The 22,975-nt window shown below is 69.7% G+C and carries 17 protein-coding genes and 1 pseudogene; 10 read left to right on the top strand and 8 right to left on the bottom strand.

All coding sequences use genetic code 11. The annotated features are described in order from the left end of the window. Positions 1-8 precede the first annotated feature (8 nt). The gene (locus ACFYX4_RS37930) at positions 9-848 is read right to left on the bottom strand and encodes a hypothetical protein (RefSeq protein WP_389343940.1); all 840 of its coding nucleotides are present in this window, start codon (positions 846-848) and stop codon (positions 9-11) included. Positions 849-1,281: 433 nt separating this feature from the next. Here ACFYX4_RS37930 and ACFYX4_RS37925 point away from each other — a divergent pair, with 433 nt between their 5' ends. The 6 genes from ACFYX4_RS37925 (at position 1,282) to ACFYX4_RS37900 (ending at position 9,746) form a co-directional block, all read left to right on the top strand. After that, positions 1,282-2,520: an exonuclease SbcCD subunit D gene (locus tag ACFYX4_RS37925; RefSeq protein ID WP_181801072.1), complete on the top strand. Its 1,239-nt coding sequence runs from the start codon at positions 1,282-1,284 to the stop codon at positions 2,518-2,520. Further along, positions 2,517-3,071: an AAA family ATPase gene (locus ACFYX4_RS37920; protein ID WP_389343936.1), complete on the top strand. Its 555-nt coding sequence runs from the start codon at positions 2,517-2,519 to the stop codon at positions 3,069-3,071. The genes ACFYX4_RS37925 and ACFYX4_RS37920 overlap by 4 nt, the downstream gene beginning before the upstream one ends. Then, positions 3,035-5,725: an SbcC/MukB-like Walker B domain-containing protein gene (locus ACFYX4_RS37915; protein ID WP_389343933.1), complete on the top strand. Its 2,691-nt coding sequence runs from the start codon at positions 3,035-3,037 to the stop codon at positions 5,723-5,725. Before ACFYX4_RS37920 ends, ACFYX4_RS37915 begins: the two co-directional genes overlap by 37 nt. A gap of 488 nt (positions 5,726-6,213) precedes the next feature. Next, positions 6,214-7,809: a Mu transposase C-terminal domain-containing protein gene (locus ACFYX4_RS37910; protein WP_389343930.1), complete on the top strand. Its 1,596-nt coding sequence runs from the start codon at positions 6,214-6,216 to the stop codon at positions 7,807-7,809. Continuing rightward, on the top strand, positions 7,806-8,579 hold the full coding sequence (locus ACFYX4_RS37905; RefSeq protein WP_181801074.1) for an ATP-binding protein: 774 nt from the start codon (positions 7,806-7,808) through the stop codon (positions 8,577-8,579). The genes ACFYX4_RS37910 and ACFYX4_RS37905 overlap by 4 nt, the downstream gene beginning before the upstream one ends. A 129-nt stretch (positions 8,580-8,708) precedes the next feature. Then, on the top strand, positions 8,709-9,746 hold the full coding sequence (locus ACFYX4_RS37900) for a hypothetical protein (RefSeq protein WP_181801075.1): 1,038 nt from the start codon (positions 8,709-8,711) through the stop codon (positions 9,744-9,746). 130 nt (positions 9,747-9,876) lie between these two features. Here the strand turns inward: ACFYX4_RS37900 and ACFYX4_RS37895 are convergent, their stop codons facing one another. Continuing rightward, entirely contained in the window at positions 9,877-10,434 is a 558-nt protein-coding gene (locus ACFYX4_RS37895; RefSeq protein WP_181801076.1) for a putative phosphothreonine lyase domain-containg protein, read from the bottom strand. Between the two features lie 50 nt (positions 10,435-10,484). On the opposite strand from ACFYX4_RS37895, the gene ACFYX4_RS37890 reads away from it, so the two are divergent. From ACFYX4_RS37890 to ACFYX4_RS37880, 3 genes are read left to right on the top strand one after another with little or no spacing between them, the layout of a single operon-like run. Further along, positions 10,485-11,666 (top strand): hypothetical protein, encoded by a 1,182-nt coding sequence (locus tag ACFYX4_RS37890; RefSeq protein WP_389343925.1) that lies wholly within the window; start codon positions 10,485-10,487, stop codon positions 11,664-11,666. Then, complete coding sequence (locus ACFYX4_RS37885) at positions 11,663-14,953, top strand: hypothetical protein (protein ID WP_389343922.1); 3,291 nt, start codon at positions 11,663-11,665, stop codon at positions 14,951-14,953. Before ACFYX4_RS37890 ends, ACFYX4_RS37885 begins: the two co-directional genes overlap by 4 nt. A gap of 20 nt (positions 14,954-14,973) precedes the next feature. Beyond that, positions 14,974-17,718 (top strand): RNaseH domain-containing protein, encoded by a 2,745-nt coding sequence (locus ACFYX4_RS37880; protein WP_389343919.1) that lies wholly within the window; start codon positions 14,974-14,976, stop codon positions 17,716-17,718. Positions 17,719-17,836: 118 nt separating this feature from the next. On the opposite strand, the gene ACFYX4_RS37875 is transcribed toward ACFYX4_RS37880, so the two are convergent. The 4 genes and pseudogenes from ACFYX4_RS37875 to ACFYX4_RS37860 all read right to left on the bottom strand — a co-directional run bounded on the left by ACFYX4_RS37875 (position 17,837) and on the right by ACFYX4_RS37860 (position 20,478). Continuing rightward, entirely contained in the window at positions 17,837-19,228 is a 1,392-nt protein-coding gene (locus ACFYX4_RS37875; protein ID WP_389343916.1) for a hypothetical protein, read from the bottom strand. A 485-nt stretch (positions 19,229-19,713) separates the two neighbouring features. Beyond that, a pseudogene (locus ACFYX4_RS37870) lies at positions 19,714-20,003 on the bottom strand (UTRA domain-containing protein). Further along, positions 19,970-20,164 (bottom strand): UTRA domain-containing protein, encoded by a 195-nt coding sequence (locus tag ACFYX4_RS37865; RefSeq protein ID WP_181801092.1) that lies wholly within the window; start codon positions 20,162-20,164, stop codon positions 19,970-19,972. Before ACFYX4_RS37865 ends, ACFYX4_RS37870 begins: the two are co-directional and overlap by 34 nt. Positions 20,165-20,202: 38 nt before the next feature. Then, on the bottom strand, positions 20,203-20,478 hold the full coding sequence (locus ACFYX4_RS37860; protein WP_181801083.1) for a GntR family transcriptional regulator: 276 nt from the start codon (positions 20,476-20,478) through the stop codon (positions 20,203-20,205). Positions 20,479-20,503: 25 nt separating this feature from the next. Between ACFYX4_RS37860 and ACFYX4_RS37855 the strand changes: the two genes are divergently transcribed. Beyond that, entirely contained in the window at positions 20,504-20,650 is a 147-nt protein-coding gene (locus ACFYX4_RS37855; protein ID WP_181801084.1) for a hypothetical protein, read from the top strand. Between the two features lie 362 nt (positions 20,651-21,012). Here the strand turns inward: ACFYX4_RS37855 and ACFYX4_RS37850 are convergent, their stop codons facing one another. Next, the gene (locus tag ACFYX4_RS37850) at positions 21,013-22,500 is read right to left on the bottom strand and encodes a UvrD-helicase domain-containing protein (protein WP_181801085.1); all 1,488 of its coding nucleotides are present in this window, start codon (positions 22,498-22,500) and stop codon (positions 21,013-21,015) included. After that, positions 22,497-22,973, bottom strand: a complete 477-nt coding sequence (locus ACFYX4_RS37845; protein ID WP_306945459.1) for a hypothetical protein — start codon at positions 22,971-22,973, stop codon at positions 22,497-22,499. The genes ACFYX4_RS37850 and ACFYX4_RS37845 overlap by 4 nt, the downstream gene beginning before the upstream one ends. Positions 22,974-22,975: the final 2 nt, after the last annotated feature.

Below are 22,975 nucleotides of genomic sequence, written 5' to 3'. Positions count from 1 at the left end.
AAGTGGGTTTACGAAGTACGGCGCAGGCGGGCGGTGTTGCGCAGGATGTTGCCGAAGATCTGCTCCGCGTCGCCGAGTTGCTGGCGTGCGCGCTGGGCCGCTTCGGCGCGGGTGTCGGCGTCGTCGTCGGCGTGGATCTCCAGTTCCGCTGCGGCGGCCCGGCGCAGCGCGTCCAGGTCGAGCGGGCCCCGGGGGGCGTCGCCGTGGATGTTGCGGCTGTAGTGCAGCAGCAGCTGCTGGACCGGTTGCGGCATCCCGGCCTCGCCGGCGAGGTGTTCGGCAGCGTCCGCGAGCCGCACAGCTGAGGTGAGGAAGTGGACGCGCTGGGTGAGCGGTCCCACCAGGCGCTGCTCCAGTGGCCAGGTGCTCAGGGCGAGCAGCGCGCGGGCCGGTGAGAGCAGATCGAAGGTCAGCGCGGGACAGATGTAGTAGGCGCGGCCGTAGGGGGCGGAGCGGAAGGAGCGTTCCTCGTCGCGGCGCAGGGTGGTCATGCGGGCCGTGTTCAGCGGGGTGGAGAAGAACGCCTGGTGGACCTGGCTGAGCAGTTTGGGCGAGGCGGGGACAGTGAGCAGGGCCAGCGCCTGGTGGACCTGGTCGCGTACGGGCACGTCCTGGTTGGGCTCGACGACTGCCGGCGCGGGCTCCGGCCGGACTCCTGGCTGCACCTCCGGCTGGGCCGTATCCGGGACCTCACTGATCCCGCACAGAACGTTCCAGGCGTGTCGAGTGCGCGTCAGCTCCTCGCCCAGGGAGTGCAATTGGGCGGTGTCGTGTTGTGTGAGCGCCTGCCGGAGCGCCTCTTGCAGCTGCTGCATGCGCTTCTCGAGTGCGACCAGATGCTCATCCATGCCCGCATGCTAGCAGTCACTCGGATATTCCAGTTTCACTCCAGGAAAATATGAGGGCCCACACCTGATGGATCTGGTCGCGTACAGGCGCGACCAGGTGGGACTCGACGGCCGTAGGCGTGACCGTCGGCCGGGCCATGTGCGGGACATCGCTGAGCCTGCCCAGAACGTTCCAGGTGAGTCGAGTGCGTGTCAAATCCGCGCTTATAAGGGGCACTTGGAAAGTAGCGTGCTGCGCGAGTGTCCGCCGGACCGTCTCCTGCAGCTACTGCAGGAGCTCGTCGAGATCGATCATGTGTTCGTCGATGCCCGGACGCTAGCAGGAACTCGGGACTACCAGTTTTACTCCAGGGAATTTGGTGTACAGTCCCGGGCTCATAAGGCACCACCGGTGCTCTCCTACGCCTCGCTTCCCAGAAGGGCGCACGAAGGCATGAGACTGCTCCACACCTCCGACTGGCATTTAGGCCACATCTTTCACGGGCACGCCCGCGAAGAGGACTTCGACGCCGTCCTGGCCGAGATCGTGGCCATCGCCCAGGAAAGCCAGCCGGATCTGATCGTCCACAGCGGCGATCTGTTCCACCACTCCCGTCCCACCATCCGGGCCATGTCGCGCGCCATGGACACCCTGATCGAACTCGCCGCCATCGCCCCCACCGTGGTCCTGGCCGGCAACCACGACTCCCCCGCATACTTCAAGTTCTTCGGCTCCATGAACGGCCCCTTGCGGGGCCGGGGCCTGTTCTTCGCCGACCGGTTCCGCCCGGCGGACGACGGCGGTGTCCTCACCTTCGACGCCTGCGGCGGTGAGCAGCGAATCCGCCTGGCCGTCCTGCCGTTCGTGCATCCGAACCACTTCTGGCAGCACTCCGCGACCGGCACGTCGTACGCCGACTACGCCGAGGGGATGCGCGGGCTGCAGGCGGAGCTGACGGGGGCCATGCACGAGGGGTACGACCCCGACCGGGACATCCTGCTGTTCGCGGCCCACGTGTACGTCACCGGCGCCCAACGTTCCCCGAGCGAACGGGCCGTGGACGACGGCTTCGAAACCGGCCCCGAGAATCTTCCGGAGGTTTCCTACGCCGCTCTCGGGCACATCCATCGCCCGCAACCGGTGCGGGGCGCCAAGTGCATCGCCCGCTACGCGGGAAGTCCGCTCGCCATGGACTTCGGCGAAGCCGACGAATCCAAAAGCGTCGTGATCGTCGACGCCGACCCCGGACGACCGGTAAGGGCGTTGCCCCGCCGGCTCTCCAGCGGCCGACGGCTGGCCCACTTCCCCGGGACCCTGGAGGAGTTGAAGGCCGCGGCCGCCCAGTACGACGGGACCTTCCTCAAAGCGGTGATCGCCGGCGAAGAGCCCGACGGGCTCCTCAGCCAGAAGATCGCCGAGATCGTCCCCAACGCGATCCTCGTCAACCCCGTACCGGCACGGGAGGCGGCCGCCGAGGCTGTCATGGACGGTGATCCCGGCGAGGAGCCGGAGCTCCCCGACGCCTTCCGCGCCTACCTGGCCTCCGAGGGAGTGAGGGGCGCTGCCGCGGAGTCCACCGTCACCGCATTCACCCACCTGCTCAACGAGCTCGACGACGAGACGCTTCCCCCGGTCCCGGCCGAGGACATGCTCCGCGCTGCGCTGGACAACACCTGGACGGAGGCGTCGTGAAGCCCAGCCGGCTCATCGTCAGCGGAATGCGCAGCTACCCCGGCACCTGCACCATCGACTTCACCGGGAAGCGCCGGTTCGCCATCCTGGGCCCTACCGGCGCGGGGAAGTCCACTCTCCTTGAGGCGTTCACCTTCGGCCTGTACGGGGCGAGTTCGTGGTCGAGCAAAGCCGAGGAAGCCTACGAGCTGATCAGCACCGGCAGCCCCAGCATGCACGTGACGTTCGAGTTCTCCGTGAACGGCCGCCCGTGGCGGGTGCGGCGCACCCTGTATGCAAACCGCAGGAAGCCGCAGGCTGTTCTGGAGTCCATGGCCGAAGGCTGCGCCGACCTGCGGGTCGACAACATGCGCGCGGTGACAGAAGCCGTCACCCAGCTCATCGGGCTGGACTGGAAGGGCTTCGTCAGTACGGTCCTGCTGCCCCAGGGGAAGTTCGACAACCTGCTCACGGCGAACAAAGGCGACCGTGCCGACATCCTGCGGCACGTCTTCGGCATCAACGAAGGGAACGTGTGCGCAAGCACGCCGGCGTTCGACTGGAGCGCTTGAGCGCGGGCATCCTCGACGCCAGGAGCGCCCGGGCGGACCTCCTGCGAGATCCCCATGCCGTCGCCGCACAGGCGGCGCTGGATGTGGAGCGTACGCGTGGCATCGCGGCCAGCCGGCGCGAGCGGCTGGCCGCTCTGCGCGCGGCACAAGGGCGGGCCCTCGCACACAAGCACCGCAAAACTGCTCTGGACAAGGCGGCACGGCTGCTGCGTGAGCGCAGCGTCCCGGAAGCGGCTGTCACCCTGGCCACGCTGGCCAAGGCGACGACGGAGCTCGATGCCGAAGCCGCAGCGCAGGAAGCGGCCGGACGTGATCTGAGCCTGAAGCTGGACGCAGCGCAGGCCGCCCTGGTGGCGGCCACGCAGGCCGGTGACACGGTCCGGTCCCTGTCCGGTGCGGTGACTGTGCTCTCCGGCCTGCCGCGCCGTACAGCGGGGTTGGACGCCCTGATGCAGCGGCTTGCACAGGAGCAGCTGCAGCACGGCGAACATGAGCAGGAGCACACGCAAGCACAGCAGGAGCTGGCCGAGCACGAGCAGCGCCTGGCGGTTCTCGTCGAGGAAGCCGACCGGGCACAGCATGCCGTCACCCAGGCCCGCGCGCACACCGACCAGATCCAGGAGGCTGTCCGGGGCTCGCTGCAGGAAGCCGCCGCCGCGGCGGCACATCTGCAGTCGGCCAACACGGCGCTCAAGGCAGTCGAGGAGCAGCGCGGCCGCGTCGGCAAGCTGGAAGCTGAGCTACGTCAGCTGCGCGGGGCACGGGAAGAGGCCGAGGAGGCGCTTGCTGCGGTGGAGCGCGGCGAAGCCGCCCACACGGCGGGTTCCGCTCTGGCGCCAGGGGACGCCTGCCCGGTCTGCGTCCGGCCCCTCCCAGGCGACTTCACTCCCCCCTCCCCGCTGGACGGCAAGGCGCTTGGCAAAGCCAGAGGCAAGCTCACCAAGTCCTCGAAAGCCGTGAACGCAGCTGTAACAGCCGCGGCGGAGGCAATGGCCCAGTTGAGCGCAACCGAGCAGACGGCGCAGAAGCATCAGCGTGCGCATCTGGCCGCCCTCGAGCGCATGGACACTTCGCTGCTTCAGCTGCAGGAGCTGGTGGACACGATGCGGCCGGACGTCGTGCCGGGCGTGGCCGCGACTCTGGACACGCTGAGCCGGCAGACGGCCGCCCAGGCGCGTGTCCTCGCGGGCAGCGACCCCAAGAACCGGGCCCAGATCACCCGTGCGGTCAAGACACTCGTCCAGCCGCTGCGCGCTGCGGAAGCAGAAACGCTCGCGGCCCACACGAGCGCCCAGGCGGAGCTGGCGACCGCGCAGGCCGAGAAGGAGGCGGCCCGGGCCGACCTCAAACGCCAGCGCGGCCGCTTGCAGCGTGAACGCAAACGGCTGGAGAAGACCCAACTGCAGTACGAGAGCGACCTTCAGACACTGCTGACCGAGGTCGCCAGCCTCCCGGCCTCGGTACGACCCGTCCAGGACACACCGCAGGACCTCCCCTCCCCGAAGGACATCGCCTCAGCGCTGGAGACAGCCGGTCAGCGCCTTGCACAGCTCGAACAGGCAGCACAGGCACGCGACGAAGCACAGCAGGCCCTCACCGAGCACGCCGAGCTCCGGCAGGCCCTGGACGGACGGCGCCAGCGCAAGGTGGAGACTCCCACCCGCAATCTCCTCAAGAAGCTGGAGCGTTGGGCGGACGCCGCCACCGACGCGCAAAGTCTCCTTGACGGCGAGGCGCCCAAGGAACTGCCTCCTGCCCCGGACGGATCCGACCTGGTCGTCGTTGTCGACTACTACCTGGCCCTCGCCTCCCTGAGCCGGCAACTGGCGGGCGCACTGAAACAATCCGGGCAGCGAGCCACGGACGCCATCCACGCGTTCGAGAAGGAACTCGCCCTCCAGGCCGGGACCGCCGCCGACGAAACCGACGATGACCCGGGCTTCCCGGTGCCGGAGAAGAGCGACCTGCTGGCACCCGCCGTTCTCGACCCGCTCAGCCGCAAGACGAGCGACGCGGAAACGGCGCACGGCAAGGCCAAGTCCGACCTGCGTACCGCACGGTCCCAAATCCCCTACGCCGAGGCACTGGACGCTGCCATCACCGCCGGGGATGAACAGGCCGCAGTGTGGAGAAGAGTGAAGGACCAGCTCACCGACACGAAGTTCCTCACCTATCTCACAGACCAGCGCACCCATGCGCTGCTCCGCTACGGAAGCAGAATCCTCCAGCAGATCTCCACCGGGCTCTATGCGTTCACCGAGGACTTCAAGATCGTGGAGTCCGCCACGAACCTCACGCGCGGCCGAGAAACCCTCTCCGGCGGGGAGAAATTCCAGACCTCCCTCGCGCTGGCACTGGCATTCGTGGAACTTCACAACCGCAGCAACAGCAAGCTGGAGAGCCTGTTTTTGGACGAAGGGTTCGGCTCGCTGGACTCCGACCGTCTGGACGCCACCCTTCCCGTCCTGAGCAACGCTGCAATCCAGGACAAGACCCTCGCGGTCATCAGCCACCTGTATCCGGTGGCCGACGCCGTCGAAGACGTGCTGTTCGTCGAAAAGACCGCCCAGGGCTCCACAGCCACCTGGCTCACGCCGCAACAACGCGCCACGACCATCCGCGACGGGATCCGGCGCATGCTGGAACACGCCTGAGCAACACCGGGCCGACCATCAGTGGCGCCAAGGAACCGTCCGCCCCAGGGCAGCACCTTGGGACACCGGTAACTCTCCTCCCTTCCTGCGCCCGGCCCATCCCGTACGTCCCCCGGCGCATGCAGGCGCCCCAGGAAGCCCTGGGGCCGGCGCTGACAAGCAATTCAGCTCAGCGCCGACCGCGGCCTTCCACCCCAAGTGCCGCAACAAGACCGGCCAGCGCCGGGCCACCCCCGATGCCCCGGCATAAGCCTGCCCCTTGGAGCAGCCGGGCCTTCGACAAGCCCCCTCCCAGCGAAGTCGCCGACGCCGCAGCCGGTGCGGGCTGACGGCTCCGCCGTCCCTCCCCCGGCATGACGCCGCATCACGGCCCTGACAAACGGCCGGGAATGCCAGTGCCGTCCGCCTTCTGGCACCGCCAACACCCGGCACCAGCACGGCACTTCCGGTCCTTTCCCCGATTCGTATCCATGTAAGGAGCAGACCGCATGAGTAACTCTTCTGCCAGCACACAGGGTGCCGACAAAGCGGTGTTCACCGCCCGCACGGGGCGGCTGGCCGCGCTGCCACGGTTGCTGTCGCTGGACCAGAGCGGCGAGCTGACCAGCGCGCACGTGAAGCTGGTCGCCACGGCCGTGGGCCGCTCGGAGCGGGCGGTGTGGCGGTGGGTCGCCAAGGCGCGCGCCACCGGCCAGGTCGATGCGGCGCCCCGGACACGGTTCCGTGTCACCCCTGAACTGCGGCGGCAGCTGGTGGTGTGGGGAGGCAACGCCTCCGCCGTGCACCGTGAGCTTAAGCAGCGGGCCCTGAACGATCCCCGGCTGCCTGCGGCCCCGTCGCTGTCGACACTCCACCGGGCGCTGCGCCGGGACCTGACGCCCGGGGAGCGGGCCGGGCTCGCCAAGGGGGAGGCCGCCCGGCGGGCCTTCGACGTGTTCGGGCAGCGCCCTCCCGCGCACCGCAACGCTGCCTGGGAGGGCGACCACAAGTGTGTGCCCGTGCGCGTGCTGCTCGAGGACCAGCTCGTGCAGCCCTGGGTGACCTGGTTCATCGACTGCCACACCAAAGTCATCACGGGGGTGGCCGTGACCCCCCACGCCCCCAGCGCGGATGCGGTGCTGGCGGCCCTGCGGATGGCCCTGGACCGGGCTGAGCCCTTCGGCCCGGCCGGCGGCCTGCCGGGCCTGATCAGGGTGGACCGCGGCAAAGAGTTCCTGTGTCCCACCGTCACCTCGGCCCTGGGCGCCTTCGCCGTGCCCGTCGTCGATCTCCCGGCCTACAGCCCGCACCTGAAGGGCACCATCGAGGCGCTCAACGACGCAGTCGAGGACATGCTGTTCGTCTCCATGCCGCGCTACGTGCACCAGCAGACGCTCACCGGCGGGCGCACCGCGGATCCGGACGAGCCCGCGCTCTCCTTCGAGGCGTTTTTGGAGCTGCTGCTGAAGTGGGTGCACTGGTGGAACACCGAGCACCAGCCCAGGGCGCTGGGCGGCCGCACCCCGATGCAGGCGTGGTCGTGCGATCCCACTCCCCTGCACGACGTTGCCGCCGAGCAGCTGGCCCATTTCGGGCTCGAGGACGACGGGCGCACCCGCACCATCACCACGCAGGGCGTGCAGTGGCGCAACCGCCACTACATCGCCCCCTGGATGGTCGGCCAGGCCGGCGTCCGCGTCGTGGTGCGCCACCTGCCCCACCACGACATGACCATCGAGGTCTTCGGCCTGGACGGTGTGCACCTGGGCAGCGCCGTCCTGGCCGAGGCGGCCAGCGAGGAACAGGTCAACAAGGTCCGCAAAGCCCGCACCGCCAAGGCGCGGCGGCTTCGCGCGGACATGAAGGCCGCCGCACGGCTGCGCCGCGAGCGCTTCGAGGCCGTCACCACCGCCGCCCCGCCCGAGCGTCTGGGTGCGCTGACCGAGGCGGAGGCCGAGGCAGAACTTGCCGAATCGGATGTCACGGACCTGCGGCGGGCCGATCCCGGCTACATCCCGCACCAGCCCGTCCCGGACGGCTGGGCCCGCCCGGTCCCCCCGGCCGCGGACGAGCCGGGAAACGACACCTCTGAGGAGAACGCGTGAGCGGCGACATGGACTACGGCAGGCTGCCCGCAGAGGACGAGGACCACTTCCACCGCCTCGATGCGCACCTGGTGGCCACCGATACGCTCATGACGACCCTGGACGACGTGCAGGCGACGATCGACGCCAAGGGCATGATGGTCGCCTACGGAGCGGCCGGATACGGCAAGACGATGTCGGTGAACTCGGCGCTGCGCAAGATCGCCCCCGACAACACCTACCGCCTGGAGCTGCGCTCGGGTCCGACTCCCCGCGACATCCGCCACGGGCTGTTTCACGCCCTGGGGCTGCCCGGGGAACCGCCGACCCGGCCGATCGAATTCGACACCCTCCTGAAGGAGACGCTGTCGCAGACGTTCCGCGTGCTGGTGTGCGACGAGGCCCAGTGGATGGGCCGCAGTTCGTTCGAGTACTGGCGCCACCTGTGGGACGACCGCAACACCGACATCGCGGTGATCTTCGCCGGCGGCGATGGCTGCTACAAGGTCCTCAAGCGGGAACCGATGCTGGCGTCGCGGATCTTCATCTGGCAGAAGTTCACGCGCATGCCCGAGGCCGAAGTCGTCGGCACGCTGCCGGCGTTCCACTCCCTGTGGGCCGGGGTGGACCCGCAGATGATCCGCAGCATCGACCGGGCCGCGGCCCACGGCAACTTCCGCAACTGGGCCACCATCACCAAACACATGCTCAACGGCATGCAGAAGAAGGGCCTGACCGAGGTGAAGCAGGACCTCGTCAACTGGGTGTACAGCAAACTGGGCGGCATGTAGCAACGGCCGCACATCCGCGGCGGCCCGGCGAGCCCGGGCCGCCGCCAACAACCTCGCGCACCGCACGGACCGGTCCTGGCATCTGCGCATCCGGGGCCAGTCTGTGCGGTGCGCGGCCGGAAGGAGGCGGTGGCCGTGGTCTACGGCGAGGTGACGATCGTGGTGGACGAACAGGATGACCTGTTCTACACCCGGGCGGCGCTGCAGGCCCACCGGCCCGGGGAAGGCCGCATCACCGTGCAGCCGACGCCGGCCAGCTCCAGCCCGGCCGCGCTGGCGCACGACATGCTGTATGCGCTGGGCAAGCGGCTGGCCCCCGGGCCCAACTCCCCCGATGTGTGGCTGGATTCGGTCAACGCGGCCTGGCTCGCCGCGGCTGCCTGGGGCCTCGCGACCGGGGTGCGGCACGTGGTGGTCCCCCGGGCCCACCTGCTGACCCTCCGGCGCATCGACCAAATACTCGCCTGGCGCGAGTCGACGGGGACTCAGCTGACCCTGCTGTGGCAGACGCCGCAGCGCGGACTGCCGCCGGCGCTGGCCCGCGTGAAGCGCCATATCAGCGGCCGGGACCAGTTCGAGGCACTCCTCGCCGAGCCGGGACCGATACCCGCGCGCCCGTCCTTCCCTCCTGTTCCACCAATGGCGGGGCCGGCGACGGTGGCGGTGGCGGGGCAGTCACCCGCCCAGCAGCCGCGGGAGACTCGGGCGGCGTCGCTGAGGCCCGGGCGGCCGGCTCACCCTTGTTCCAGCGCGACGGCAACGGCGCAGCTGGTCCATGCCGTCCCTGCCCTCGAGATTGCGTCCGAGGAGGCCGCCGCTCTGGCCGTTCTCGCGCACCCGCTCATCGCCGGAGCACTGAGCGTGCTGGCCTTCACCCGGGCCGGTCTGGGCAGCCTGCGCTTCACCCGCGACCTCGACATCACCGGCGACGTCTGTGCCATCAAGCTCCACGGGGTCGGCCATCGGCACTGCCCGCTGCACGCCGTTCCTGCCTGGGCACGCCCGCTGCTGGCTGGCGCTCGCGCCCACCACCGCCTGACGGCCCACCCGCCCGCAGACGGCGTGTTCGCCCCCGTCATGGTTGCCGAAGCACGCCATCTGCGCGCGCACGCCGGACGTCTGCCCCGGCTCGACCTGTCACTGCCCGCCAGCGCCCTTGTCCCGTGAGCTGTGCGCCCCGCCCGCCCTGCGCAGCAGGGACACGGCAGCTGATGCAGGTGGCGGATGCTTCGCCCGCGGGGTGGTCGGGCTCCGCAGCGGCGTCTGTTCTCTCCCGACGGAAGCACAGGCAGCCTGTTCAGGTGGACTTGGGCACGGGAGCCTTTCTGCGCGCCGCGGCAGCCCTGCGGGCCTGGGCTCGGGCAGCGTGCTGGTGCTCGAGTGCCTCACGGGTGCGTTTGGGGATGACCAGTTTCATCTTGGTGGCGGGCGCTACGAAGGTGCTGGCGCCGGTGCCGTAGCGGCCTTTGCGGGTGTCGCTGTCGGTCTTGTAGAGCAGGACGTCGACGATGCCGAGGGCCCGCAGGCTGGTCAGGACGCGTTGGACGTCGTCGATGTTGCGCCAGTCTCGGGTGTAGACGCAGATGGGGCGGCGCGTGTCGTCGCTTTTGGTGCGGGCGTTGATGAGCGTGGCCGCCTTGCTGCGGTAGCCGAGGAGGCCGTCCTCGGTTGCGGTGCGGATCGTGGCCCAGGAGCGGTCGAGGAGGCTGAGCGGGGTGAACCAGAGCCACTTGCCGCTCCAGGGGTGGTCGTCCTCGGTCAGGGGGGTGTCCGGGGCGGCGGCCCATAGCCAGTGCTCGGTCGTCTCGCGTGACGGGGTGTCCTGCTGGGCCGATGGGGCGGTCTTGACGATCACAATCGGCACTGTATGCGAGGTTTATTGGTTTTTTCGCTTATTTACCCGTTATGGGCCTCGTGGAACGGAACACCCTCCGATGGCGCCGTGACCTGGCGCTGACCGCGTGCTGCGCAGCCGCCGTCGCGGAAGCGGACCGCACTGGCGAGCCGGGCCAGCGAGCCGCCCGCCTCATCGACTGCCTGGGAGTCCTGCGCTCGGCACACGGCGCCGGTGCAGCCGCCGCCTTGGACATGCATGCGCTGCGGCGCGGCTTGCGCCACGGACTTGCGCCCCTCCTGCCTGCCAGCGGCGAGGAAGAAGGTGACCCGCTCGGCGAGATGAGGCTGCTGGACCAGGACGGCCTGCTGTGCGACGCCGTGGAGGACCTGGGCCGCGAACACCTCGTGCCTCAGCAGGCGTTGATGGAGTACTGGCCCTGGGCGCGCTTGCGTGCCGAGCAGGAGGAGCAGCAGCTGTACGCGGAGATCCGGCGGCTTCCGCCCGACGACTACGCGAAGGTGCGCGAGCTGCTGGCGAGTGATCCGGTGGCGCAGCAGGGCGTGCTGTGGGAGAAGTGGGACGGGCTGTGGGGGCGGTTCGGATTCTTCGAGCCGGTTGCGTCCTGGCCGTGGTGCAACGCGGCGGGCTGGTGCTTCCCGTGTCCTGCCTGTGCCTGGCCGATGCGCGCACAGCCCGCCGTGCAGGGGGTCTTCGCCGTCGCGTGCGACGCCCATCTGCTGGAGGGGGTGCAGTACACCTACCGCCCGGTGCGGGGCAGCAGCGGCCCTCCGGTCCTGGAGGGCGGCGGGGCCTCAGCCGGTCGAGTGGAGGGCTTTCCCGCTGCCGGCGACTACTTCGCGGTCTCCCGGACGGTGTGGCGGTACATGACCCTGCCGGGGCGCATGGAATTCGCGATCCGGGACGCGCTGACGGGGATCGCCGGTCTCGACGTCCTCATGTACCCCGGCGGTGACCGCTACGACCTGCGCATCACAGCCGCCGAGCCGCTGGTGGCCAAAGAGTGGCGGGTGGATGCGAAGGCGTGGCGATCTTTCGGGGCCCTGGCCGATGCCCTGCTGGAGCGTCCCGTGCTGGCCGCGCCGGTGCCGCTGACGATCGTGGTCCCCCACCGGCAGCGCTCCGACCTTCCGCTGCTGCAGGCGCGCCTTGCGGGGCGGCGGGACCTTGAAGTGATGACCGACAAGGACTTCGTCGCCGAGGTTCTTCGCTGGTGCCGGGGTGAGTGGTGAGCGGCGATGTCCGTGAGGCGTTGCAGCGTTGCGCCATCGCGGCGTATCTCGCCCTGTCCGAGCAGTACTTCGCATTCGAGACCGTCGATGGCCGTCGCGGTGTGCCGCTGGACTTCGCGCAGATGTTCGCCGCCCGGCGCACCGATGCATGGGGGAGGTGGCTGTCGCTGCCGCGCGCCGAGTACGAGCTGGTGGGCCGACTGTGGCAGGCACTGAAGCAGGAGGGGGACCTGGCGCAACCGGACACGTTCCGCGAGGCGGTCTTGGAGTACGCGGTAGCTCCCACTGCGCTGTTCCGGATTCCGGGAGAGTCGAACGCAGACGAGACCCACTGGTTGGTGGCCTGCCACGCGCAAGAGCCCCTCGTCCTGGCCGAGCATCTCGTCCAGGAGGCCGAGGAGTACCGGGCCATGCTCCACAGGGTGCTGCCGACGGCCGGTGAGGGCCTGTGGTCCTTCGGGCGGGAGCGTCTGTACACAGTGGAGATTCCTGCCAGCGAGAAGGACGCCTTCGTGGCCCCGGTCCGGTTGCACACCGAGCCGTTCCTTGAGGAGGTGAGGCTGCCGCGACAAGCGGTGATGGACCGCGTGGTGGGCCAGGCAATCGCCAAGCCGGAGAAGTTCGGGTGGAAACCGGGTCTGCTTCAGGGGTTCTTCGACCGGCTCACCGACGCCTACGGGCGCACGGCGGCAGAGTTGCGGCTGCCCGCGGGGCCGATGACGCTGCTGAATGCGCCCACCGGAGTGGGCAAGAGCGTGCTGATGCGGGATGCGGCGCACCTGCTGGCCGCCGGCGGACAGGGCCCGGTCCTCATCGTGGTGGGCCGCATCCGTGAAGGCCTGCAGACCGCCGAGCAGTTGGCCGCGGAGAACGGGCTGGTCGAGGAGACGGCCGCCGCTGTCTGGGAGGCTGCCGAGCGGTCCGGCAAGCCGCTGCGTGTGGTGGCGTGGGTGGCGTCCTCACGCCACGACGACCAGGCCGCGCTCGCATTCGCCCAGGGCCGTGAGGACCGCTTCGAGCAGTTCGCCGGTGGCTGCGAGATGACCGGCTGGCAGGTGGACGGCCCGCGGCTGGACCGCACCAGGCTCCCCTGTGCCCAGCTGGAGTGGGTCGCCGGTCCCGCCGAGCCGGAGCAGGCCGGCAAGCATCTGTGCCCGCGTATGGGTGTCTGCCGGCGCTTCGAGCACATCCGGCAGGCCGCCGAGGCCGACATCATCGTCACCAACCACCACAACCTGATCCGTGGACGCTGCAAGGTTCCCGTCGAGGTGGACGGCGAGCGGATCGTCCATGACATGAGTGTGCTGGAGTTCGTGCTGCGGCGCTGCCGCGTCGTCATCATCGACGAGGTCGACGCCTTCCAGGCGACCTGGTGCACGCAGGGCGCGCAGGAGTTCACCCTCATCAGCCGCGGGCGGGGCCACGCGGGGCGGCTGGAAGAGGTCGACCGGCACCGGGGCGGCCTGTCGGCGCTGGAGAACCTGCTGGTGACCGGCCCGTTGATGGAGGCGCGCCGGCTCAGCGAAACCTTCCTGGACAACGTCCTTACCGGGCACCTCTACCTGGACTCCGAGCAAGAGCGGCAAAATCGCCCGGGCTCCGGCTGGTACATGGTGGGCAAGAAGGATGCCGAGCTGTGCCGCCTGCTGACCGGCGCCTCGGCGGATGCCGAGATCACCGAAGCGGTGCACCAGGCTTACCTGGCCCTCTTCCCCGGCGAGCGGTCCGGTGCCGAGCTGCCGGCGGGCTGGCAGCCGCTCGCCGATCAGATCCGCCAGGCCCTGGCCGGCAAGGTCAAAGGCACCCGCCGCAGCAGAAAGCTCGCGGTCTTCAAGCACTCCATCGCCCGCATCCTGGCCGACGCGCCGTTCCACGTGCCCGCCTCCCAACGCGCCGCTGTGGTCAACGACCTCCTCGTGCGGGCCTGGCTCGGGGCGCTCCACAACGAGCTCCACACCCTGAAGTGGTCGATCCTGCCGCTGCTCGGTCAGTTGAACGCTGCCACCGACCTGGTCTCCACCATGGGGCTGCTCCCCCGCGACGAGCCGATTCCCTACGGGCCGCTCGGACAGAACCTGTACGGGTTCAAGCTCGACAAGAACGCCAGCGGCACCGGCCGCCTCTCGCTGCAGTCCCTGGGCGGCGATCCGCACACCTCCACCGTCCGCCTCGGCGACACCGTCGCGCTGGCCACCGCCGGAGTACGGCGCAGCGTCCTGGGCCTGTCCGCCACCGCGTTCTTCCCCAAGGCCGCCCTGCAGCACGTGCATGCCCTGCCCGCCTATGTGATGACCGACGCCGCTCCCGGCGCGGTCACCGCCCACGCCGGGAGCGTGTCGTCCACCGATCTGGGCTGGCAGCCCATCTCGATCGGCGGCGTGGAGGAAAGACACAAACCCTCCGAGCTGCGCAAGCTCGCCGAGCGGCTGTGGCACACCCAGCTGTCGTCACACCTGGAGAAGGTCGCCCGCAACGACCCGCTGCGGGAGCTGGCGCTGCTGGCCGGGAACTCCTACTTCCACGCGGCGGTGATGGCCGCCGGGATCGCGGCCGCGTGCGGCCGCCCGGAATGGGTCGCGGTCCTCGTCAGCAGCAACCAGGCCGCTTCCGGGAAGGCTGTGAATCTGCCCGAGGGCGTGGTGCGGGTGACCATCGACGAACTCGAGGACCTGCCCGCCACGCACCCACGGGTGAAGGTGATCTGCGCGCCGCTGTCGGTGGTCTCCCGCGGCCTGAACATCCTCATCCCCCACACCGACCGCTCGGCGCTCGCTTCGGTGTGGGTGGGCGTGCGCCCCCTAACCCACCTGCACGAGCCGGCCGTCATGTACGCGAGCATCAACGCCTGCGGCATCGCCTCCGGCACCATCAGCGCCGATCCCGCCGGCATGCTCGCCTCCCAGCGCACCGCAGCCGTCCGCCAGCGGGAGTTGCTGCTGCGCACCGACCCGCGGTTCTCCCGCATGCCGAAGTTCCTCAAGACCGAGATCCTGGCGGGCATCCTCGTCGAGCTCATCCAGCTGGCCGGGCGCGCACGCCGCGGCGGCACCCCCGTCGAGCTCTACCTGGTCGACCACGCCTTCTTCAACCAGCAGTTGGGCTGCGACTTCCCCCGGCTGCTGCGCTCCTACTACGGCCAGCTGGATGCGGAGGAGCAGGACATCCTGCGCCGCGTCTACGGCTCCACCCTCACTGCCTGGCTCGACCTCGCCCACAGCGAGGACCTGCTGCCCAACCCCGTCACCCTCATCCCCGCCCCGCCCCCGGATGCCCAAGGACCCCCGTAATGCCGTCGAATGACATTCGCATGTCCATGCTGGCCGCGCCGTTGACCAGCTCGTTGATGGGCACCGTGTGGCTGTACCGGCTCCCCGAGAAGATCGAGCCCGAGTGGAAGAAGCTGCGTGCCATTTACCGCGGCAAGACCGGCTCGAAGGCCAACTTGCCCTATGCCGGGCTGCTGATGGTGCTGCGCGCCAGCGGCGCCACCAGCGCATCGTTGTATCCCACCAGCAAGAGCAAGCCGCCGCAGTTCCTTGCCCTGTCCAAGAAGCTGCCACCGGCCCATCTGAGGGCCGCGGTCGCGCTGTGGGAGCAGGCGCTGCTGCAGACCCCTCAGGACGAGATCTCCCTGGCCCACCCCAGTGACCTCGCCGACCTGTTCGCCTCGGAGGAGCCCGAGCAGGTGGCAGTGTGGGACCACGTCCGTGTCGGGCCGCACGCGGTGGACGCCGACGGCTGGGTGTGGGACGCGGCCAGCTGGAACCTCGCCTCCCTCCTGGCCCGGACCGACCTGACGGCGGATGGCCGCAGTATCCCGCTTCGCCCGGACACCGAGAACAACATGATGGTATGGGACACCGAACACCTCTGGTCAAACACCTGGCTCGAGGCCCGCCCGGCCAAGGAGAAGACAGGCGAGACCGGGGCAGACGAGGCGGCCCAGGAGGCGGAGGAGTGGAAGGTCAGGCGCCACTACGCCGCGCTGCGGGTGGAAGTGGCGATGAAGTCGCTGCACTCCCTTCCCGTTCCGCTCGTGGTCATGACACCGCGCGTGTCGAGACTGAGCAATCAGATCAACGGCGCCCGCACCGCCTGGTGGGCGCCCCGCTCCCCCGCCGCCCCGCTGCTGCGGGTTAATCTGGGCGGCAGGGGCAAGTACACCCACCTCGAGCACACCAGCCGCCTGGCCCTGAACGCCTGGGTACGGCTGATGGACGACCCGGTCTTCCCACGCAGCGCTGACGACAACGAATTCCTTCCCCTCAGCGCCCTGGACCTGTCCGGCAAGCCGGGCAACTTCCGCGCGCTGATCCCTTTCTCGAAGTCGTTCCCCATCGGCAAGGGCGTCGGCCTGCACACCATCACCGCCCTCGCCGAGCACCTGTCCACCGTCACCGGGCAGGACCTCGTCCACGGCCGACAGGTCGCCAAAGTCCTCTCGGTGGGCGCCCGCAAGACCGAGTACGGCCGCGATGCCACCCTCCTCGACGACGCCAGCCTCAAAGACATCCTGGCCGCCGCCGGCTGCTCCAAGCTGCGCGTCCTGGCCCTGTACCAGCACCAGGACATGCGCACCCGCATGCAGCGCCTGCTGGCCTACCACTTCAACCAGCCCCACCTCGCCGACGGCATGCCCGACGACGAAATCGTTCAACTCGGCTGCCGCACCGAGGTGTTGCTGCACCGGGCCCCCGAGCTGCTGTCCCACGGCAGCCACCACGACCGGCGCGGCGCGCTGACCGACGCCCTGCCCGGGCTGGAAGCCGAAGACACCGGAGTGCTGGCCCTGGTCGAGACCGAGTACGACGCCAAGGAATGGGGCCGCAAGCGGCGCGCCGCCCGCCGCGGGGAGGACGGCGCCGTCGACCCGTACACGCTCGATGCCAAACCGGAGGTCTCCCGCCACCTGGCACGGCACGGCGTCATCGCCCAGTTCCTCACCCCCGAAACCAGAAAGCGGCGCTCGAAGAAGAAGGAACGCGAGGCCCAGAGCCCGCTCGAGGCCCTCGGCATGGAGCTCGCCGCGGACTTCCCCGGCCACCACGCCATCGGTGACATGCTGCGCGCCGCCGGTCTGGTCCATCCCCGTCTGACCCGCGCCATCTCCACGGGACATGGGCTCAAGGACCGCGTCGCCCACCTGGGCCTGCACATGCGCGCCCAGCTCGGCGAGAAGCACACCAACCGCACCGAGGAACCCAAACTCATGTGGGTCCTCACCGCGTTCGTGCCGGTCGGCGAGCAGTGGAAGGCCCTCGCCTACCTTCCCGCCGGCCGAGGCGGCCACGGCGGCTGGTTCAACTACGCCCGCGCCCAGGGTCTGTCGCGCAGCCGGCCCATCCCGGAGGGCAGCCGCGGCGACGACACCCTGCCCCGCCGCATCGACCACGCCCTGTACGAACTGAGCCGGCACCTCGAGTGCGGCTACGTCCTCTACGTCTCCGGCGACTCCACCCGCCCCGTCTGGCCTTTGCTGTCGAACAAGAACGCCGACCTGCTCCCCGACGACAACGGCCTGGCCAACGGCAGGCCCGCCCTGCCCGGAGCCACCCTTGCGCCTGAACACCGGCCGCGCGCCGTCATCCGCACCACCTCCAGCGCCGACCCCAGCATCCCGCTGCCCGCGCTCTTCCACGAGATCGACGAGAACGGCACCACGAGCGACGGCGACAAGACCAGCAACGCACTGTTCCAACTCGACGGCACCGACACCACGTTCATCATGAGCCGCCGCCCCCACCAGATGGACGGCAAGACCCCCTCGGCCAAGTCCGGTCGCAGCCAGGGGCGTTGGCTGTGTGACGACCAGGAGCAGCAGGCCGAGACCTGGCACAACCTCACCGCCACCGAGATCGCCGTCATCCAGCGCCCCGCCGAGGACGGCGCCCTCCCCTACGCTCTGACCACGGCACGGCTGTGCAACCACGCCCTGGCCTGGGAACATCGCACCCGACACCCCCTGCCCATCCACGCCGCCATCCAGATGGACAAAAACCACCCCGAATACCGGCGCACCGTCGACTGGGACAGCGACGACGCCACCGGCTGACCCACCGGAAGCGATGCATGCGCGCGGCGCCATGGCTGTATGCCACCACGGCAGGACCGGTTCGGCCGACCGCGCGGGCTGCAAACGGGCTGGAGGCCGGAGAAGACAGTGCGGGCTGCTATCGGCGAAAGCCTCGTCGCGGATTGCGGGCTGCGCCGTTGTTGAAGGGCTCAAACCAGGAGTCCGCACGGAGGTCTCCCGCTCCCAGGCGCTGGTTCGCGGGGTTGTCGGGCTCCTCGAAGCCGGCAAGGGAGGCGTCGAAGAGCATCAACACGTCGTGGTCTTGGAAGAGGAGTTCGGAGCAGCCATCCCAGCTGTAGTCGTCCTCGTGCCGGGGCAGGGTGTGGTGTTCATCGTCCGCGGGCCGCTCCTCCAGGTAGGTGGGGGCGTCTTCGATGGCCAGGTGGAGGGCCATTTCCTCGGCGGTGCAGGTAGGTTCGGGCCAGCGGCCCTGGTTCAGGTCGTCGGCGAGGTCGTCGAAGGCCCTGGCCATACGCCGACGCCAGCGGTGATCAGCGGACCGGGTCAGCGGGGGGAGACGGTCGAAGACGGCCCAGCCAGTGGAGTCAGCGTCCGGCAGGTACTGATCGCCCAGCCGCGCGGCGTCGTCGAAGGCCTGGTCCGCGAGGACGGACAGGGCCGTGCTCAGCAGGTCAGCAGTGCGGGGGGTCAGCTGCCATCCGCAGGCTTCGCAGTCTTCCGACTCGCCGGGGCAGTCACACTCGCGCAGCGGGAACAGCGCCGCGAAGTTCGGTGTCTGCGCCTTGGCCGCGGGGCGGCTGCGCTCGTGGCGCAGCCGCCATCCGTGGTGGAAGCGGATCGTGACCGGGGACGGGTTCCAGTCGGCGAGTTCGTCCCCGTCCTCGGGGCTGAGGACTTCGGCGACGCTCTGGTCCTCCAGGGTCTGTGCTCCGGGGAGTTCGAGATCGTCGGTGAGAGTCATGACGGCGCCTACGAGGTCGCGCGGGTCGTCGTCTCCCAGGTCGGTTGCCGGCAACGGCTCCCATCCGCGATCGGTCGCGGCACGGATCAGGGCGTCCTCGTCGGTGACGTGGAATTCATACAGACGGGCGATCCGCACGATCTTCCCCGGCAGGTCTTTGAGCCGCGGGTGGCTGGACGGCTCGAACGGGACGGGCGCGGCCTGCTGTGCATTGTCGGGTTCGAGGTCTTCCGGTTCGGCGACTTCGTAGAGTACTCCAGGGCCGGTCGGCCAGGTGCCGGTCGCGGCGTGGGTGACGGCCTGGCGCAGCGAGCCGGCTGGCGCGTCGGGCATGACGGCGGTCAATGCCTGCAGTTCGTCGTCGGCGCAGGTGGCCTCGCGTCTGGCCAGGACACGGCGCAGGATGTCGACGGCCTCGTGCGCGTCGTCGGGTTTCTTGCAGGTCAGGACGGCGGTCAGGGAACGAGGGCCGTGGTCGTGGTCGAGCAGGGCCATCACGCGGCTCTTGCTGGGGGTGTGCTCGCACAGGAAGTCGACGGCCTGGGCCGTACGGGGCAATGCGGTCATCGCGAAGTCTCCACATGGCAGTCCCGTGCACGGCCCGAACGGCGGGCGTGCTGTGCACGGAAATGGGATACCCGCTGGTTGACGCGGTACGAGCGCATCTCCGGGCGGTGGAAAGGAAGTTGATTGGGGTCGGCTGGTGCCATCGCTGCGAACGACGGCCCGGGCCTGACTGGACAACACCGTACCCGGCCGGTGGCGGCTCATCCGTCGATTTGGCAGACCCACGGCCCCGCTGTCGACGCTTGTTGGCGGCATCTGGGCAGTCGTCGGCGGCATGAGCGGCTGACCCGCACCCTCCTGGTCTGCGCAGATCCGCCCCGGGGGCCCGTGTTCCCTTCCCGATACGATCCGGGAGGTTCCGCTGGCGCCGCAGCATGCGAAATTCGGGGCCAACTGGTGCGCACGGGTGTGGAGATGCTCCTCCCCGGCATCTGCGCTGCACGCGCCGCTGCTTCCGGCGGACGGGCAGGGCTCGTGCAAGGAGGTCAGGTCTCTGATTCGGGGATGAGCTGGCTGCGCACGAGCAAGCGGATCCGGTCGGCGCGGAAGAGGTCCAGTGAGTACTCCACCGGGACGTGTTCTGCGTCGTAGGCGGTGCGCTCTACGGCGAGCAGGCTGCTGCCCGGCTCGACGCCGAGCAGGTCGGCGTGTTCCTGGTTGGCCAAGACGGGCCGGACGTACTCGGTCACGGTGGTGGGGTGCGCCCGTAGTTTTCTCTCAGGACGGCGTACATGGACCCGGTCAGCGGCTTGTCGAGGAGGTCGGGGAAGAGCACCACCGGGAAGTAGGACCGCTCCAGGACGACGGGTCTCCGTTGGCGAGACGGACCCGGACGACTTCGTGCACGTCGTCGTTGGGGACGAGTCCGAGCATGGCGGTGACGGAGGGCTGTCCGGCCAGGGTGGTTGCGGAGACGACCTGGGCGCCCGCGGTCATGTTCGCGCGGACGATGTGAGCGCTGAGGCTTGTCAGGTCTACATCGACGGACTGTTCCGTGACGAAGGCCCCGCCTCCCCCGCCGGGCTGGGTCTGATCATTCCGCGCTGTTCCAGGACGTTCATCGGCTGGCGCAGCGTCATCCGGCTGACGCCCAGCGCGTCTGACAGGACGCGTCCGCCGGGCAGGCGTTCCCCGGGGCGTACCACCCACTGCTCGATGGCGTCGATGAGCCAGCGCTCAATCTGTATGTGAGCGGGGTTTTCCGGCGTCGCGACGATGCGTGGCGCGGTGCTGAGCAGCGAGCGTTGCAACGAGTCTCCCGGCGAGGCTGGGCGTGTGCCACTGAGGCGGCTCGGCGTGCCCCTGTTCCTGGCCATCTTCTGGCACGGGGGCAACAAGTGGGGAGCCATCTCTGGCATGGTCTCCGGCTTCGCCGTCGCCAGCGTCCTGACGATGGTCTACCCGACGACATCCGCGTCCTGAGCAGTATTACCGGCGGGATCTTCGGCTTCGCCGTCAACCTCGCCGTCTTCTCATCGTCTCTCCTCTCACCGGCCAGTGCGCAGAGGAACGCCACCGTGTGGCCCAGCTGTTCGAAGCCGCCAAGCGGTACGTGCCCCAGGCCAGCCGGCCACAGCCGACCTCAGCTGCCCTCGTGCCCGGGGCGGACCCCGCTACCTGATGCTGTCGTCCAGCGACTGCAGTCACTTACCGGTGTCACCCGGTAGCACCGTGGGGCGCGATTCAGGACCCACAAGACGCGCCGGTGGCGCGGGGGAGGCTGTGCTCTGCCTCGCCCGCCGGCGCGTCTTGTTGTCGTCGCGGACTCCCCCGGAAGCGACACCTCATGCCGGAGTTGCTGCTGAGGGGTCGTGGGTCTTGTCAGGGTGGTCGTGAATCCAGGACAGGCCGCCCAGGTCCAGGCGTTGGCGGGTGCGGGTGACGGCTACGTAGGCGAGACGGGCTTCGGCGTCGTCGATGGGTTCGGGTGATGCCGGGGTGCCTGTCTGCTCGTGAGAAGTGTTGTTCTCCGGGCGGGCGAAGTCGTCTGCGATGAGTACGCGGGGCCATTCGCGTCCCTTCGCCTTGTGGGCGGTGGAGACGGTGACCTGGGCGTGCGGCTCGGGGGCAAGGCGGGCGACGGCGGCGAGGATGGCATTGGTGCCGTGGGTGTCGACGAGGTTGACCAGGGGCTGCAGGTCGCGGCCGGCCAGGTCGTGGGCGGCGTAGTCCTGCAGGTCGCCCCATGAGGGGAAGAGGATGAGTTCGGGGTGGTGGGTGCGGCGGCCTTCCTTCAGGTCGCGGGCGGCGAGGGCCAGGGCCTGAAGGCTGTCTCCTCCCCCGGCCAGGGCGACCCGGTGGCCGGCGGCCATGAGGGTCATGACCTGGGCCATGGCGCCGACGTTGGTGCGGCACAGCACGGCGTCCGGCTGGGTGACGGGGCCGAGTTCGGTGGGCACGGTGGGGGTGCCAGTGAGGCGGATGGGTGCGTCGGCGAGGCTCAGCCAGCGGTTGGCTTCGGCGGCCAGGTGGGGGCCGAAGCGGAAGGACTGAGACAGGGCGAGGCGGGTGCCGTCGAAGCCGGTCATGACGTCTTTGGCGCCGCGCCAGTGGTAGATGGCCTGGGCGGAGTCGCCGACCATGACGAGCTGGGCGTGGTCGCGCTGGCCCAGGAAGACCTGTTCGACGACGGGGTTGGTGTCCTGGGCCTCGTCGAGGAGCAGGAAGTCGGCATCGATCTTCGGCTGGGTGAGAGCCCAGATTTTCAGGTAGTGGTCGTGGTCGAAGCGGACGGCGCCGTCGTCGGTGTGGTGCAGGTCGGTCCAGGCTTTGTGGGCGAACGGCAGGAGGTAGGTGGCGAGTTCGCAGTGATGGCCTTTGTCTTCCAGGCCGCGCAGGATGGGCACGTGGTGGCGGGTGATGCTGTCGTCGGCGGTGTGGCAGAAGCGGGTGACGGTGCGCAGGACGGCGTTGGACAGGGCGCGTTGGGAGATTTCGCGGTCGCCGATGCGTAGGGCTTTGGTCAGACCGAGGGCCTGTCCGGTCTGCCAGGCGGGGCGGCGGGGGGCGTTCAGGCGGCGGGTGTAGCGGTGACCGACGGCGGCGTAGGCGAGGGCGTGGGCGGTCTTGCACTGCACGGTGTCGGGGAAGCGGGTGCGGGCGTCCTGGGCGATGGCGCGGTTGTAGGCGAGGTAGCGGCCGCGGCGGGTGCTGTTGTGGGCGAGCAGGGCCAGGGTGGTGGTCTTGCCGGTGCCAGCGCCGGCCTGCAGGGCCAGGTGAGCGCCGGCGTGGAAGGCATCCGCGGCGGCGGTCTGTTCGTCGGTGGGTTTCATGGAGTGGGGCTTTCGGGGAGTCGGGTGAGCGCCTGGCCGACGGCGGACAGCAGGTAGCCGGGGCTGGTGTGGGCGAGGAGTTGACGTACGGCCCGATCGAGGCGGTCGGTCTCCCGGTCGGCGTGCTCAGCCAGGGCACGGTGCAGGGCCAGTTCCAGGAAGCGCTCGGGGCTCTGGGCGGCGCGACGGGCCTGGGCCTTGAGGGCGGCGTGCACGGCAGGCGGGAAGGCGACGTTGAGCAGCACGCGGTGGTCGGCGTCCGGGTAGTGCGTGGTGATCACGTCGATGGGCAGCCGGTCCCCGAGCCGGTGGCGCAGCCGGCGTAGTGCCCGGTGGGGGGTCTTGGCGGGCATGAGGGCGATGAGGCGGGTGGCCTCGTGGTTGGCGGCCAGCGGCAGCAGGCGGGCGGCGCGCTGCAGGGCCGTGGGGGTCAGGGGGCGGGTCAGTGTGATTTCCAGGGCGTGGTGCGGCACGG

It is taken from the genome of Streptomyces sp. NPDC002328 (genome assembly GCF_042890065.1).
In the GTDB taxonomy this organism is placed as follows: Bacteria; Actinomycetota; Actinomycetes; order Streptomycetales; family Streptomycetaceae; genus Streptomyces.
This window is presented reverse-complemented; position numbering and strand designations above follow the sequence as displayed.